The sequence below is a fragment of the Vibrio sp. 1CM8B genome, from assembly GCF_023161685.1.
Taxonomy (GTDB): Bacteria; Pseudomonadota; Gammaproteobacteria; order Enterobacterales; family Vibrionaceae; genus Vibrio; species Vibrio coralliirubri.
Genome location: NZ_JALNTU010000014.1, coordinates 14,807 through 31,226, shown reverse-complemented (window position 1 = coordinate 31,226; position 16,420 = coordinate 14,807). Strand labels below are relative to the sequence as shown.

Genomic DNA, 16,420 nt, shown 5'->3' with positions numbered 1-16,420 from the left:
TTCATTGCTGATTTTCTTATCGCATGGACAAGTGGCTCCGAACTATAAGGATATAAAATGGCTGACAGCAATTGGTTATCAAGCTTTCCAGAGATGGAACGCGGTGATTTACGAACCATAAAAAAGACGCTAGATGGCGCATACCGTGAATTTTCCCGTGAATACGGCGAAATGATTGAATCTCTCTTTGACCCTCTTCTTTCATTCCTTGTTTGGTTTGAAAAACTTCTTATCTCAACACCTTGGATTATAGTCCTGGCTGTGTGTACCAGCCTTGTCTACGCAGCAAGCCGTTCTTGGAAACTGGCTTTAGGTTGTGTTGTATCTCTACTTCTCATTGGTTACTTTGGAATGTGGGAAGACACCATGCGGACGCTCAGTATCATTACTGTGTGTACCTTGGTTTCGATATTCTTAGGCATTCCGATTGGCATTGCGATGGCTCGTTCAAATCGAGCGCAATCTATCGTTACGCCGATGCTCGATATCATGCAAACCATGCCTGCATTCGTTTATTTGATTCCAGTGGTAATGCTACTGGGCATCGGTAAAATTCCAGGGCTAATCGCCGTGGTTATCTACGCGATTCCACCTGTGATTCGTTTAACTAACCTAGGCATACGCCTAGTCGACAAGGAAGTCCTTGAAGCCGCTACCGCTTTTGGTGCGAGCAAAAAGCAACGCTTATGGGGTGTTCAACTTCCGTTAGCAATGCCAACGATCATGGCGGGTATCAACCAAACCATCATGATGGCACTGTCTATGGTTGTTATAGCATCCATGATTGGTGTGAAAGGCCTAGGACAACCGGTTCTCAAATCGATTACTAACCAGTACTTCACATTAGGCTTGATGAATGGTTTCGCCATCGTTGCCCTCGCAATCCTTTTTGACCGCGCTTCTCAGGCGTACGCAAGAAGAACTAATGCGCATTTAGGAGGATTCAAGCATGACTAAACCATTGATTGAAATTAGTGGTCTATACAAGGTGTTTGGACCGAAACCAATGTCTGTTATGAACCGAGTTCAAAACGGCGAACACAAAGATCAGATTCTTGCGGATACGGGTCATACCGTTGGTTTAAAAGAGATTAACCTTGAGATTAACCGTGGCGAAATCTTCGTAATCATGGGGCTTTCTGGCTCGGGTAAATCGACGCTGATTCGCCACTTCAACCGTTTGATTGACCCGACTCAAGGTAAGATCATGGTTGAAGGCATTGATGTGATGAGCCTCAACACTAAACAGCTAGAAGAGTTCCGTCGTCATAAAATGTCGATGGTATTCCAACGCTTTGGCTTAATGCCTCATCGCACTGTGGTTGAAAACGTTGCGTACGGGTTGGAAGTACAAGGCATCAAAAAAGAAGACCGTTTAGCGAAAGCCAACGAATGGTTAGAAACGGTGGGCTTAAAAGGTTACGGCAAGCAATACCCAGCGCAACTTTCAGGTGGTCAGCAACAACGTGTTGGCCTTTCTCGCGCTCTGTGTACTAACGCTGAAATCTTGTTAATGGATGAAGCCTTTTCGGCACTCGACCCTTTGATTCGAAGTGAAATGCAAGATCAGCTTATCGAACTTCAAGAGAAGCTTCATAAGACGATTGTTTTCATCACTCATGATCTGGACGAAGCACTCCGCCTAGGCGATAGAATCGCAATTTTGAAAGACGGCGAGTTAGTACAACAAGGCACACCACATGAGATTCTGCTAAATCCAGCCGATGATTACGTGGAAGCGTTCGTGAAAGACGTAAACCGTGCTCGCGCATTGACCGTTGAAACCGTTATGCAGCCTCCTCTCTATCGAATCACATCAGAAACGATTGAAGGTGCTCTGGCACAAATGAAGATGCTTAAAAACGATTACGCTTATCACGTAACGGATGACGGCTATCAAGGCCTAGTCACACAAGAGAGCCTACAAGACGCCGTTGAAGATTCATCGGTACATGACTTTAGTGATGAGATATACGAAGAAGTCCCTGCCATCTTACCTGATGCGGTGATTGAAGAAGTGCTACCAGACACTATGTCTTGTGACTACTCTCTTCCGGTTGTGGATGAAGACGGTAATCTAAAAGGTGAATTAGAGAGAAGCGCTGTTGCTGATATCTTCTCGGAAAGTAGCGAGGAAGAAATAGAAGCCGACCCAAAGCCAAAGATAGCTAAAGCTTCTTAGCCTAAACGCTATTTTACTGTAATTGGACAGAATCTAATCCTTAGCGTAACTGGATTCTACGCACCAACTTAACCTAGGCCACTGTATTGATTTGATGCAGTGGCCTTTAGTTTTGTTCAGCCTTTTCTAAGGCATCTCCTCTTTGCGAATCGTTTGTTAGACACTTAAGTTCATATTTCATAAGTAAAAACTCGTAAAATCAACTTGTTACATCCATAGCTAGAGTGTTAGAAAACGTCTATCAGCACGATTTTATGCCATAGTTTTTAAGGCAAGCAGTTGAAATTATTCTAGAAAATGACTAAAACTTAATAGTACCTATCGATATTAAGCTCAAGCAGACGTATTGGATTACGACTTAACAAAAGGACATCGTTTGATGAATTCGACTTTAACGTCAGACACACCTCAAAATGTAACTAACCAAGTAGACCTCGAGCTTGTTGATGAAAGCGTTCTGGAGCAAATGATTCGGGACACCAGTGCGGACATCATCCCCATATTAATCGACCATTACGTGGCAGAATCACAAACTCGTTTAGTGGCGATCAGAGAAGCTACAAGCAATCGAGACGCTCAAACACTCGAGTTCGAGGTACATACTCTCGGCAGTACTGCGCTTTCGTTAGGTAACCGTCCATTGGGCGAGTTATCACGTGCTTTAGAACAACAATGTTTAGAGCAGCAACATGACGAAGCGTTTCTTCGAATTGATGAGTTGCTCGAACTTGCAGACCGCTCAATCAATGCCCTACTTGAACGAAAAGAAGTGGGATTCAGCTGATCGTTTTCTCACAGCTCATGTATCTATTCACAGCGCACTCCCATAACACAAAGTGATATTAAGAGATTGCATGCGGTAGATAACAATTACATTCGAATCGTATTGATGGTTACATGTCACTATGTTATTGATTGGTTAGGATAAAGTTTCAAAAGGAATACACAATGCGCCCTAAAGTATTGTTAGTTGAAGACTCCACCTCACTCGCCGTACTCTACAAGCAGTACGTAAAAGACGAGCCCTATGATATTTTCCACGTCGAAACCGGCGCGGAAGCTAAGACCTTCATTGAAAGGCACTCTCCACAGCTTGTGATTCTCGACCTTAAGCTTCCTGACATGCCAGGCGAAGAAGTCTTAGATTGGATTACTGCTAACGAAATACCGACCGCTGTCATCATCGCGACAGCGCATGGTTCAGTAAACATCGCGGTAGACCTTATCCAACGCGGTGCAGAAGACTTCTTAGAGAAACCCATTCAAGCCGATCGACTCAAGACCTCTGTTAGCTTGCATCTAAAAAGAGCGAAACTCGAAAACCTCGTCGATAACATGCAAAGCAAATTCGATCGTGATCGTTTTCATAATTTCATTGGCTCTTGCCTACCCATGCAGGCGGTTTACAAGATCATTGATTCGGTAGCACCAACCACTGCCAGCGTGTTTATTAACGGCGAAAGTGGTACAGGTAAAGAAGTGTGTGCGGAAGCGATTCACCAAGAGAGTCAGCGTAATGATAAACCTTTCGTGGCTATTAACTGTGGTGCTATCCCTCGAGACCTAATGGAAAGTGAAATCTTCGGTCACGTAAAAGGTGCGTTTACCGGCGCAACAACCGACCGTAAAGGAGCAGCAATGCAAGCGCATGGCGGCACCCTATTTCTCGATGAGCTTTGTGAAATGGAACTGGAGATGCAGAAGAAGCTCCTCAGATTTTTGCAAACCGGTACGTTTACCCCACTCGGTGGCAACCGCGAGATTAAAGTGGACGTCAGAATTATCTGTGCGACCAACCGCGACCCACTGGTCGAAGTAGAAGAAGGACGCTTCAGAGAAGACCTTTACTATCGTGTTCACGTTGTGCCTATTGAGATGCCGCCGCTTCGCGAGCGAGGAAGTGACATTGTCACCCTTTGCAATCATTTCTTGAAGCTGTACGCGAAGCAAGATAAGAAGAAGTTTAAATCAATAGACAAAGAAACGCAGAACCTATTTAAACGTTACGTTTGGCCAGGCAACGTACGTCAGTTGCAAAACGTCATCCGTAACATCGTGGTGTTGAACAATGAAACGAGCGTGACTAAAGACATGTTACCGCCTCCGATTAATAAAGTAGATGTAGCTCCATCATCTAAATCAGTGACACCAATTCGAGTAACTGCGCCCCAACCTGCAGTTGTTGAAGCACCAGAAGCTAAGTTGCCACCGATTACTCCGGAAGAGTTGGAACAATCGTCAGTGGCTCAAACTCACAACGAGCCGATGACGCCTGCATTTACCACAAGCGAAGGTGCTATTCGTCCAATGTGGCAAATAGAACGTGAAGCCATTCAACATGCCATCAATCATTGCGATGGGAATGTGTTAAACGCTGCTGTGCTGTTAGAACTGAGCCCTTCTACTGTTTATCGTAAGAAACAGGCTTGGGAATCGGAAGATGAGTACAATCAAGCCTAGCCAAGGTGTACTTAACGTAAACCTTCATGAGATTTGGCTGTTGATCGACAGCCAAACTTTTGGAGGCATAGAAACGCATGTTTTAGAATTAGCACAAGGCCTGATCTCTGAAAGCGCTCAGTATTCAGAGGCTGTTCGCATCGTTCTTTTAACTAAGTTTAATCCTGAAGCGATCATCGTTGAAAAGTTGAATACGCTGAACATCCCTTTTAGTTACCTTTCCGATTTAGCCTCTTGCTCTGCAGATTCAAGCAGCAATAGCGCGACACAGCTTAAACGTGCAGTTCAACATTATCAGCCAAGGCTTATCCATGCTCATGGTTACAAAGCCAGTTTGGTCAGCAAGCTCATCAAGATCCAACCTCGCTTAAACAACACAAAGCAAATCACCACTTATCACGCAGGTGAAACCCCAACAGGCAAAGTATGGCTTTATGACTGGCTCGACCGTTACAGCAGCTTTCTTTCCGATCAGTCGCTCGTGGTCAGTGAGAAGATTAAAGCGAAGGTACCGAGTAAAACCTATCAATTGAATAACTTTGTTAAAGTTCCAACTGGGTTAACAAACTCCCCTTCATCAAGCCCATTCCATGTTGGTTTTGTGGGGCGATTGAGCCATGAAAAAGCGCCGGATCGATTTGTCGCATTAGCCAAACAGTTTCCTGATGTTCGGTTTGAGCTTTTTGGTGACGGACCAGAAATGGACGTCTTAGTTAAATCGCAGCCTGATAATGTGACCTTTCATGGGCATCAGACCAATATGGATGACGTCTGGAGCCAAATCGATCTGTTAATCATCCCTTCTCGCTTTGAAGGCTTACCTATGGCGGCATTAGAAGCCATGATTCGTGGCATTCCCGTTCTCGCCACCTCAGTTGGTAACTTGCCTAAGCTCATCAAGCATCAAGTTAACGGCTACCTCGCCAATTCACAGGTCGAGCTACAACAGTTTTTATCTTTGTGGATATCATTGACGAACGAGCAACGTGACTCTCTCAAGAGTAACGCGATAGAAACCGTCAAAAACCAATACTCGCCACAAGCTGTTGTCCCGCAGTTGTTGGAAATCTATCAACTCGACCGTTAATACTCGTCTTAGTAGTTAACTGGTCATTTGGGCTTGATGATTTAAGTGCTTTAGTCAGTTTTATACTGATTCTCAAAATGACAAAACTCACCTCAAGGCTACGCCCTCACTTAATAATCCAACAGTAAATCAGTTAGTTAAATAAAATGCATAACTGGCACTCACTTTGCAATCTTTAACATCAGGCGTAACTACGTCTTAAAAGATTACGAGCCGAGTCATGAAGAGTTTATTTGCCAATAGAGGTCACAATGGTCAACCCTGAAGCCAATAGATTGCCAGTCATCATCACGATCAGCACCTTGTGTGTTGGGCTTGGTGTTGTTTGGTACTTTGTGCCTCACCCTGCTGTCATTGTTGCGCTCGCTCTTGTGCCATTGGCCGGGTTATTCGTGTTAAACAAGACATTCTGGTTAGTTCTATTGTTCGTTGTCTTTTCATTTTTCCGAATTCACGAAGCCGTACCTCAGCTCTATTCGTTAAAAATACCGCTGATGCTTTCACTAGGTGCTCTGTCGGCTCTTCTCTGGCATGCATTAATCAGTAAAGAACTTAAAATCTTCTGGCACCCTTGTTTAAATTGGCTCGCCATATTTTGGGTGTTGGTTTTCATTGGTATTATCTTCGCGTCTAACAGGCCCATAGCACTGGCAGAATTCAAAGGTGTTTATTGGAAAATTATCGTGATGACGCTTGCGATTACTTGGTTAGTAAACACCACGGAAAATCTAGCAAAAACCGCGATGACGATTATCTACGCGGGCGCTTTAGTCAGCTCTATTGCAGTGTACAACTCAGTAAATGGCATTGGGCTTGTTGAAGGCTCACGTGTGACTATTGGCCGCGATTTTGGCTCTATGTTAGGCGACCCGAACGACCTAGCACTGGTACTGATGTTCCCACTCGCCTTTACAATAAGCCAAGCCACCACGACTGGCATCTCAAGGTCCAAACGTTTAATCAGTGCCTTAGTCTGTCTGTTACTACTCGCCGCCATTATTGCGACCCAAAGCCGTGGCGGACTACTGGGGTGTATTGCGGTAATTGGTATTTTTGCGTGGAAACTAGTGCGCTCTAAAGTTCTCTTAATCTCAGTGGGAACTGTCGCGGCCGTGGTGCTCTACTTGGTTGCTGGGATCTCAGACAGATCTTCTGGGGGTGCAGCTGAACAAGGTATCGATGAATCTGCAATGGGACGAATCTATGCATGGGAAGCAGCAGTAAAAATGGCAGTCGAGAACCCTCTGACTGGCGTAGGGTTGAACAACTTCTTCTCGAACTACTTCTTTTATAGTTCGCACTGGGACGGACTGAATCACGCCGTTCACAGTACTTGGTTTGGTGTGTTAGCAGAGACTGGCTTTATTGGTCTGATCATTTTTGTCTGCCTTATCGTTTCTTTGATCAAAACCTCTCGCTCTACGCTAACGAGATTAAAAAACTCGACCACAGAAATCGACCCCGAGCTTAATGCGGTCGCCTATGCGATCTATGCAGGTCTGATTGGAACAATCGTGTCGGGTACATTTTTAACTCAAGGCTTCAACTGGCCGATTTATATCCTCGCAGCACTCACAGTTTGCGTCTCAAACGTATCTCAAACTGCCTGTCAAAATGAGAAAACCTAAAAGCTATATTTTAACTCATTGAAAATATTGTGTTTATTAGATGGCACAGTATATGAAAGTACTTCTATATAACAAAATAGAGGATTTTCATTATGACGTCAGTATCTATACATCAATTCAAACATTGGCTTAAGTTTCATCCTAATTCTCGAATTAGAAATGTGTTTTTCATTTTGAAAGACATCAGAAGCGCAGAGCTACCTACCCCTCAAATACTTAATCGTTGCCTATATCAAGCGCACAAGCTAGTGGTGAATTTGGTTTCTGGCTTTACTCGATTCTTCTACTGGACTCCGGCTTTCAAAGGTCGTGTGGCTCAATGTGGCAAACGCCTGTATTTGTATGGTGGTCTGCCTTTCGTCAGTGGTCCGGTACAAATTTCGATTGGCGATAACTGCCGTATCTCTGGCCACACGACATTCTCTGGTTGTACTCAGCCACTAGAAGGCTTGGAACACCCACTGTTGTCGATTGGCAACAACGTCGACATCGGTTGGCAGTCGACTATCGCTGTTGGCGGTAAAGTCGTTATCTCTGACAACGTACGAATCGCAGGCGGCGCTTTCCTATTTGGATACTCCGGACACCCGCTTGATGCAAAGCGCCGAGCGTTAGGTGAAGGCGATGATCCTCAGCAAATCGGTGACATCATTCTTGAACCCGATGTTTGGCTGGGCACGAATGTGACGGTTAAAGGTGGCGTTACCATCGGCGAAGGTGCCGTAATAGCTGCAGGCAGCGTAGTAACAAAGAATATTCCTGCCTTCGCAATCGCAGGCGGTAACCCAGCTCGAGTTGTCGGTCACATTAAACCCGTTGAAGTGACAGAATCCGATATGTTCGATTCGTTAGAGACTCATGGAGGTGACCATGCGTGATTTAATCGTATTTGGTGAAGACTTTGGTGGCCTACCTTCATCGACTCAACATTTAGTTCGTCATCTTGCTAAGCAACACAAAGTCTTATGGGTCAACTCTATTGGCTTAAGACAACCGAAGCTGTCCGCCAAAGATGTAAGCCGAGCATTCAACAAGCTGTTTGGTAAAACCAAAGCCGTTACTCAAAACATGCTCGACTCTGAGGGACACGACAACATTACTATCGTTAACTTAAAGACAATCCCTGCGCCTGCTTCTAAATTTTCTAGAAAGTTGGCTCAGCAAATGATGTTGCACCAACTAAAACCGGTTATTGCGGAGCTTAATCTTAACGCGCCTATCCTATGGACTTCTCTTCCGACCGCTGTTGATTTGTGCGGACACTTAGGCGAGTCATCTGTGGTTTATTACTGCGGTGATGATTTTAGCGCGCTGGCTGGTGTTGATCATGAAACCGTTGCACAGCACGAATCGGAACTAATCGATAAATCGACGCTTATATTCGCGGCTAGCAAAAAATTGATGGATAAATTTCCAAAGCATAAAGCGCACTTGCTACCACATGGTGTCGACGTAGACCTATTTTCAACACCCGCACCCAGAGCGAATGATTTACCAAGCAACCACCGCCCTATTGCTGGTTTTTATGGCAGCCTTTCTAAATGGCTGGATTATGAAATGATTGGTCAAGTTGCGAATGCGATGCCGGAATGGGACTTTGTTTTCATTGGCCCAAACGAGCTTGATACGCTCATGCTACCTAAGTTGAGTAACGTACATTACCTTGGCCCACGTCCACACCACACGCTGCCAAGCTATTCTCAACACTGGGATGTGAGCTTGCTGCCGTTTGTTGATAACGAGCAGATCCGAGCTTGTAGCCCACTCAAACTAATGGAATACCTTGCGGCTGGCACACCCATTATCACAACACCGTTCCCTGCTTTGGTTCCATATCAAGAGCACGTAACGACTGTTGGTAGTGCGAACCAAATGATTTGGGCGCTTGATCATGCACGCCAACTCAGCAATTCACCTATCTCTGTCGTCGAACAAGAGAGCTGGCAAAACCGTGGTAACTTCGTACATTGGATGTTGGAGCTATTATGAATAATCTGAAATTGCGGTTATTAGTTATCATCAATGCGATGTGGCGCCAACGCTACGTTATCGTTCTGCCAATGCTTATTTTGCCATTTGTAGGCTTTGGTGTGAGCAAGTTGGCTCCAACTAAATATGACGCGCATACCAGTATGTTGATTCAAGAAACGGCCAAGATGAATCCATTCTTGGAAGACATCGCCGTTTCGACGATGCTCAAAGATCGACTGAACGCATTGAGAACACTGCTTCACAGTCGACATGTGCTTTACTCAGTCGCTGATGAACTGCAACTAACCACGCCAGATATGCCTGAAATTAAGAAACAAGAGATCATTACAGACCTGTCTCAGCGTTTATCGGTGACTCAGCTTGGAAAAGATTTTCTAAAGATAAGTCTAACGTCGAACACACCAAATGGAATGGAAGCGACGCTGCGCTCGGTAAGTGAACATTTCATTGAACAGTTGCTCGCGCCGGAACGTTCATCAATTGAAGACTCAAGTAACTTCTTAAAAATTCATATCGACAAACGGAGTGTGGAACTTGAAGAAGCGGAAGAAGCTTTAGCCTTGTACATGAACGAAAACGTCCAGTCGACACCTGAGGTACAAAGTCAAAGTTTGAATCGCTTAGCGTCACTCAAACAAACACTGGCAGAAAAAGAGGCTGAGTTATCGGGTGTCGAAAAAAGTTTAGGGTCAATCGACCAACAACTTTCACGAACCAACCCTGTGATAGGTAAATTAGAAGACCAGATCATCGACATTCGAAGCGATCTAACCTTGTTACAAGCAAAATACACAGATAAACACAGTGCTGTGCAAGCTAAAGTGCGTGAGCTAGACAGACTAGAGAATGAACGTAAGAGTTTACTCGAGGTAACCCAGCCAACGATGAACAGCGACCAGCTTTGGGACATCGCAAGTAGCACGACACTGAACAAACTTTCTGATACCCAACCTCTTCTGGTCACTCAATTACACAGCCTACAGCTGGTTCGTGCTCGCTTTGAGTCTTTAACCGAAGAGACCAAAAGCCTTCGTACTATGATTTTCGAATTAGAACACAAGGCGAATAACTTCGGCGAAAATGCAAAAGAGATGTACCGCCTTAAACGTCAAGTTGAAATCAAACGTCAACTATATGATGAACTGACAGAGCGTTATGAAATGGCTCAGCTAACGGGTTCGCTTGGTGTATTCGAGCAAAACAAACGTGTGAAGATTATTGATTTGCCTTTCACACCGAGTATCAAATCTAACATGCCGACTTTTGTCTTTATTCTGGCTGGATTCGTTGCAGGTATCGGATTGGGTGTTGGCTTAGCTTTGTTGTTTGAACTGTTCGACTCTTCAATCAAACGCAAAGACGAAATCGAAGATATCTTAGGCGTCCCAGTGATTACGGTGATCCCTAAAATGAGCTAGTCAGCCTCAAAGTCATTTTCGACTTGCTAGCTTCACAGCTTTCTAATTTCCTTGCTTCGTGCATCCTAGAGCAAAACGCCAACACTCGCTTGGCGTTTTGTTTGTTTAAAGCCCCAAGTTCTAATGCTACTTTCGATTTACCCAAGCCCTATGTTTCAAACTGCGATTCTATCGTATTTTGTTTTGATTCCCATTTTGAGAAATGAAAATCCCCCTGGAATTGAACAATCTAAATAACTGAAAAATAAAGACTATTTAATTGGCACAACTCCTGCAATCTCATTGTGTAGTTAAACGTTTTAAAGAATTTACTTCAAGAGAAACGTCAGAACGGCGAAACAAGAATTATAAAGGCAGGGTCCAAACTATGAATACGCATTTAACGAAGCATGGCAAAAAGATCATACACGTTGTTCAGCACCTTGCACCGGGTGGATTAGAAACCCTAACTCTGGATTTGCTGCGCCTTGCTAAACCAACAGACCAAGTGTTGATTGTCAGTTTAGAAGGTACAAAACAAGAATCTATAAACAACTGGCCGAAGCTAGAGCCATACAACGAGCAAATCGTCTTTTTGGATAAAGCACCAGGCGTACAATTCAATATCATTATTAAGCTAATTAAAGCCTTCAACGCGATTCGCCCTGATGTGGTTCATACCCATCATATTGGCCCACTGTTATACGCTGGTTATGCCGCTCGCGTAACAGGGGTTCCAACTCGAATCCATACCGAACATGACGCTTGGCATCTGAACAACAGCAAACGTCGTCGATTACAAGCGCTCGCTTTAAAAGCTGCTCAACCAACGTTAGTTGCCGACGCGACACGTGTTTATAACCAACTACGCACTGCTTTTTCTTATGAGAACATCATTACCATCAAAAATGGCGTCGATTGTGAGAAGTTTAAGCCAATGTCGAAAAACCAAGCGAGAGCAAGCCTAAACCTGCCGACAGACAAACACATCATCGGTTGTGCAGGTCGACTAGAACATGTCAAAGGCCAAGACCAACTTATTAAGGCACTGACTCTTTTACCTGAAAACATGGTTGTCGTATTGGCTGGCTGCGGTACGAAGCGAAATCAACTAGAGCAACTTACTAACCGCTTGAATCTGAGTGACCGAGTGATCTTTCTTGGCCTAGTTGAAGACATGACCACGTTTTACGGAGCGTTGGATACCTTCTGCCTACCTTCACGCCACGAAGGTCTGCCGCTTTCTACACTCGAAGCTCAAGCATGCAATATTCCAACCGTCGCAATGGACGTTGGCGCTGTCGATGAAACCTTGTGCCCTATAAGCGGAACACTCGTTAAAAAAGGTAGTATCACGGGATTAGCCAATGCCTTGTTAGAGAATCAAAATGAACGCTTTTTATCACCTCGACGTTACGTTCTTGAGAACTTCGACATCATCAAAATGGTTTCGTCTTACAACGATATCTCAGAAGGAGCTTACGCATGATTGATTGGTTACTTGCGGGACTTTGTTTGTTTTCAGGTGCGTTGATTGTCTATCATCACGCAGCCTACCCTTTGTTACTGCGTTGGTATGCTAAAAGCCACCCTGCACGTCAAGTTGAAGAGAGTCATCGTTGCTACAAAGAGGAACAGCAAGATTGCACGTTGCCGACCATCACCGTTCTTGTTCCTGCATTTAACGAAGAACAGTGGATCGCAGACAAGATTCGTAACCTTGCTTCACTCGATTACCCAAAAAAGAAGCTACAAGTGATTATTGCTTGTGATGGTTGTACCGACAACACAGTCGCCATTGCACAAATGACCATCCAAGAAGCAATGTGCAGTGATGTTTATTTTGAGATACATGACCATAAATTAAACCGAGGTAAAGTCGCGGTTGTTAATGAAGAAGTGACACATATAACCAGTGATATCACGGCGATGAGTGATGTTTCTGCCCTTATTTCATTGGATGCGTTGCTTATAGCCGCCGCTCATTTTAAAAGTGACAAGGTTGGAGTGGTAAACGCAACGTATCAGCTTTGCCCGACAGGCAATGAAGGCGAAAACACGTATTGGCAGTACCAAACCGCGGTTAAAGAGTCAGAGGCTTCATTAGGTTCTAGCTTGGGTTCCCATGGCGCTTTTTACTTGTTTAGAACACACCTGTTTGAACTGCTTCCACTTAACACTATTAATGATGATTTCATCTTACCGATGCAAATTGTTAAACAAGGTTACATCGCAGAATACGAAACCCAAATGGTGGCATTAGAGCTAGAGGAATCGAACCTAGAAACGGACTTCAAAAGAAGACTTCGTATTTCAGCGGGCAACATGCAACAAGCGATTCGATTATTTGGTTTGTTCAGCCCGAAGTTCAAAGGCATCGCGTTTGCGTTCTTCTCAGGAAAAGGGCTTCGCCTACTCACGCCATATTTAATGATTGTGTGCTTAGTGTGCTCAATCTTACTTAGCAACTACTTGGTATTTGAAGCGCTGTTATGGGCTCAAGTTGCCGTTTATATCATTGGTGTACTCGGCTGTATCTTGCCAAAGCGTCTAGTAAACAAACCTATTTCATTAATCTCTTATTTGATAGTTGGACACTATGCCAACTTCATTGGTGGCATTCGTTACCTAATCGGACTAGAAAACTCACCTTGGACACGAGCGAATCATTAAGGACTTATTATGATGAACATTGAACAGCTATCTACCCAAAACCTATACCAATACAAAATCTCACGTGCTAAACGTACTTTCGATTTCGTAAGCTCACTGATTGCTTTGATTTTACTAGCGCCAGTATTTCCGTTGATTGCGATGGCGATTGCACTCACGTCTCGTGGCCCTATTTTCTACCGTCAACTGCGTGTTGGTAAATCGACACCGGAGAAAATGGAAATCTTTGAGATCATGAAGTTCCGTAGCATGTATGAAGATGCAGAAACTCGCTCTGGTGCCGTTTGGGCTACCGCGAATGACCCACGAATCACGCCCGTTGGCCGCTTTTTGAGAAAGACACGTCTTGATGAGCTCCCACAACTGATCAATGTATTGAAAGGTGAAATGTCTCTAATTGGCCCACGCCCTGAACGCCCTACTTTTTACACCAAACTAGAGAACGAAATCCCTTACTTTGCAGACCGTACATACGGTGTAATGCCCGGTATTACAGGGCTTGCACAAGTGAATCAAGGTTACGACACCTGCATTGATGATGTACGTCGTAAAGTGGGTTTTGACCACAGTTACGCACTAAGCCTATGTTCGGTTAAGTCTTGGATTGCCGCAGATCTTAGTATCATCTCTAAAACAATCATCGTCATGGTAGATGGTCGAGGTCGCTAAACCAGTATGGTCTAAGGTGAAAGAACAAGCTGCTTAGTCCAAGGTGGTAAATAGAGCAGTCTTGTCCGATGTGAACACAAAGCCAGCTTTGATAATCATTTATCGGCTGGCTTTTTACTGCCTCAAAACAAGCCAACTTAAAGAACGCTTCGATTTTAAAATCCAATTGGTATACGATGCCAACATACTGTTCTAAAAACGATTAAATGCCGTTGTTATGAAAATCGAAGATCTAAAGCTGTTTACCACCGTTGTCGAACTGGGTAGTTTTACTGCCGCTGCCAATGCACTTGACCTTCCCCGCGCTAACGTTAGCCGCAGAATTAACGACCTTGAGAAGTCTCTTGGCATTCAACTGTTCTTTAGAACCACACGAAGCCTTTCTTTAACCAAATCTGGTGAGCTTTATTATAAAGAGCTCCTCAATGCGTTAAGTGCGCTCGACAAAGCGAACCATATCGCCTCCAACCTATCAGAAGTTGCACACGGGCAAGTTAAGATTGGTCTGTTGCCAGAAACCAGCGACATCATGCAATCGACGCTATTTAAATTCCAAGATATGTACCCAAAGATCGAGCTTGATATTCGTACGGTCAGTAATGGTTTTGTCGATATGTACCGACAAGGGTTAGATCTCGCGATGCACGGTGGTACGTTGAGTGATGCGAATGTAGTGGCGCGCAAAGTTATGACTTTACAGCGTGTTTTTGTCGCCAGCCCTGAGTTTCTAGAGAAAGAAGGCACGCCTTCAAGCTTAAGAGAAATCACCAACTACCCCTTTGTGTGCTTTCGATGGCCAAGTGGTGACATCGACAAGCAATGGGACATCAAAGACCACATCATCAAGGTCGAACCTTCGGTGGTGAGTGACAGTATCGGCTTCGTGATCGGTGGTGCGACACGTCACAGAGGCATCGCATTACTGCCGGAACTCTTGGTACGACAACAGCTCAAAGACGGAACCTTGATTAACCTGTTCCCTGACCAGAACCTTCAACAAGAAGAAGCATGGCTACTCTACCCGCAACGCAAAGCGCTGAGTCATTCTGCTCAACTTTTGATTGATTTTCTATTACAAGAACTTCCAAATCTTTAGTTATTGTAACGAATATCATGACAGTGTTTCGCGAATAGACTAGATTATCTAAACAAAACTGAAAGATAGAATTGCTCCATAAATTGACAGGAGTAATCCATGAAGCCTATATCTCAACATTCATCTGTTTTGCAGCGTTCGTCTATCTTTCAACAGACACCTATCTTCAAATACACAGTCATTGCACTAAGCTTAACTGCTCTGTTTGGCTGTAATGACTCTGAGGCGACGACAGCTCAAAAACAAACGCGTCCGATTCAAGTTATTCAACTTGAGCCTCTCTCTCATCAAGGTGAAAAATCGTTCACGGGCAAATTGCAGTCATCAGAAACGGCTGGCGTCGCGTTTCGTGTACCCGGCACTATTCAAAACATGCTGGTCTCTGTTGGCGATTCAGTTAAGAAAGGCCAACCATTGGCACAACTCGACCCGCACGATTACCAAGTGGCGTTGGAAGAGTTGCAAGCCCGTTCTCTTGAAGCAAGATCCGCACACAAGCTAGCTAAGACTGAACTTGCTCGAGTGAAACAAGCCATTGCCGACAACGCGATTGCTGATGTTAATCTAGACCGTGCAATCAGTGGTTATGAAAGAAGTGAAGCCGCGGTTAAAGTGGTTGAGCAAAACATACGCCGCGCAAAAGATTCAATTCGTTACACCCAACTGCTCGCGCCATTCGACGGCGTGGTCGCGGCATCTAACTTCGATCAGTTTGAACAAGTCCTGCCGGGCATTTCAGTTTTCACCATCCACAACCCTGAGCAGCTTGAAGTTAAAATCCAAGTCCCAGAAAATTTGATTCATGAGTTCCAACCGAATCAAACCGCTGGTATCAACTGGTATGGCTCAGAGGAAAAACTGATTGGGCACGCAACTGAAATTGCCACGTCCCCTCACCCTATTAAGCAGACCTACGCTGTGACTTACCATGTAGAGTCAGCCAAAAAATCGGTGTTGCCGGGTAAAGCCGTCACACTGACGACTCAACTTGGCGAACCAACCAATAATTTCTGCTTACCGTATTCAGCGATCGTCAACCAATCGGGTATCGAGCAAGTATTCACCGTTCAAAACGAACAAGCGCATGGCGTGACTGTGGACGTGGTTTCGATGTCCCAAAATACCGTGTGTGTCGAATCTACGCTTAGCGATGGCGACTTCGTTGTGGTAAGTGGTGCTCAGTACGTCATGGAAGGCCAACACTTCTCTGATATTCAAATTAAGAGCCTGTAGGTA

The 16,420-nt window shown here is 44.6% G+C and carries 14 protein-coding genes; all 14 read left to right on the top strand.

The features are described from left to right. The first annotated feature begins 57 nt into the window (after positions 1–57). The 14 genes from MSG36_RS20125 to MSG36_RS20060 all read left to right on the top strand — a co-directional run bounded on the left by MSG36_RS20125 (position 58) and on the right by MSG36_RS20060 (position 16,417). On the top strand, positions 58–957 hold the full coding sequence (locus MSG36_RS20125; protein ID WP_019823103.1) for a proline/glycine betaine ABC transporter permease: 900 nt from the start codon (positions 58–60) through the stop codon (positions 955–957). Further along, on the top strand, positions 950–2,182 hold the full coding sequence (locus MSG36_RS20120; RefSeq protein WP_050634350.1) for a glycine betaine/L-proline ABC transporter ATP-binding protein: 1,233 nt from the start codon (positions 950–952) through the stop codon (positions 2,180–2,182). Before MSG36_RS20125 ends, MSG36_RS20120 begins: the two co-directional genes overlap by 8 nt. 379 nt (positions 2,183–2,561) lie before the next feature. Further along, positions 2,562–2,966: an Hpt domain-containing protein gene (locus MSG36_RS20115; protein WP_248369472.1), complete on the top strand. Its 405-nt coding sequence runs from the start codon at positions 2,562–2,564 to the stop codon at positions 2,964–2,966. 164 nt (positions 2,967–3,130) lie between these two features. After that, positions 3,131–4,642, top strand: a complete 1,512-nt coding sequence (locus MSG36_RS20110; RefSeq protein ID WP_248369471.1) for a sigma-54 dependent transcriptional regulator — start codon at positions 3,131–3,133, stop codon at positions 4,640–4,642. Beyond that, complete coding sequence (locus MSG36_RS20105) at positions 4,623–5,729, top strand: glycosyltransferase family 4 protein (protein WP_050052517.1); 1,107 nt, start codon at positions 4,623–4,625, stop codon at positions 5,727–5,729. Before MSG36_RS20110 ends, MSG36_RS20105 begins: the two co-directional genes overlap by 20 nt. 251 nt (positions 5,730–5,980) lie before the next feature. Then, positions 5,981–7,357 carry an O-antigen ligase family protein gene (locus MSG36_RS20100; protein WP_248369468.1) on the top strand — a complete coding sequence of 459 codons (1,377 nt, stop codon included), beginning with the start codon at positions 5,981–5,983 and terminating at the stop codon, positions 7,355–7,357. Positions 7,358–7,449: 92 nt separating this feature from the next. Continuing rightward, positions 7,450–8,235: an acyltransferase gene (locus tag MSG36_RS20095; protein ID WP_050649018.1), complete on the top strand. Its 786-nt coding sequence runs from the start codon at positions 7,450–7,452 to the stop codon at positions 8,233–8,235. Beyond that, positions 8,228–9,346 (top strand): glycosyltransferase, encoded by a 1,119-nt coding sequence (locus MSG36_RS20090; RefSeq protein ID WP_248369465.1) that lies wholly within the window; start codon positions 8,228–8,230, stop codon positions 9,344–9,346. The genes MSG36_RS20095 and MSG36_RS20090 overlap by 8 nt, the downstream gene beginning before the upstream one ends. Further along, positions 9,343–10,767, top strand: coding sequence for a Wzz/FepE/Etk N-terminal domain-containing protein (locus MSG36_RS20085; RefSeq protein ID WP_248369463.1), 1,425 nt, complete (start codon positions 9,343–9,345; stop codon positions 10,765–10,767). Before MSG36_RS20090 ends, MSG36_RS20085 begins: the two co-directional genes overlap by 4 nt. A gap of 367 nt (positions 10,768–11,134) precedes the next feature. After that, positions 11,135–12,235: a glycosyltransferase gene (locus MSG36_RS20080; RefSeq protein WP_248369461.1), complete on the top strand. Its 1,101-nt coding sequence runs from the start codon at positions 11,135–11,137 to the stop codon at positions 12,233–12,235. Further along, a complete protein-coding gene (locus MSG36_RS20075; protein ID WP_248369459.1) occupies positions 12,232–13,419 on the top strand; it encodes a glycosyltransferase family 2 protein in 1,188 nt (395 codons plus the stop codon). The genes MSG36_RS20080 and MSG36_RS20075 overlap by 4 nt, the downstream gene beginning before the upstream one ends. 9 nt (positions 13,420–13,428) lie before the next feature. Then, complete coding sequence (locus MSG36_RS20070) at positions 13,429–14,088, top strand: sugar transferase (RefSeq protein WP_017063903.1); 660 nt, start codon at positions 13,429–13,431, stop codon at positions 14,086–14,088. Positions 14,089–14,305: 217 nt separating this feature from the next. Continuing rightward, the gene (locus MSG36_RS20065; RefSeq protein ID WP_048612041.1) at positions 14,306–15,184 is read left to right on the top strand and encodes a LysR family transcriptional regulator; all 879 of its coding nucleotides are present in this window, start codon (positions 14,306–14,308) and stop codon (positions 15,182–15,184) included. Positions 15,185–15,283: 99 nt separating this feature from the next. Then, the gene (locus MSG36_RS20060; RefSeq protein ID WP_248369457.1) at positions 15,284–16,417 is read left to right on the top strand and encodes an efflux RND transporter periplasmic adaptor subunit; all 1,134 of its coding nucleotides are present in this window, start codon (positions 15,284–15,286) and stop codon (positions 16,415–16,417) included. The last annotated feature ends 3 nt before the right edge of the window (positions 16,418–16,420 follow it).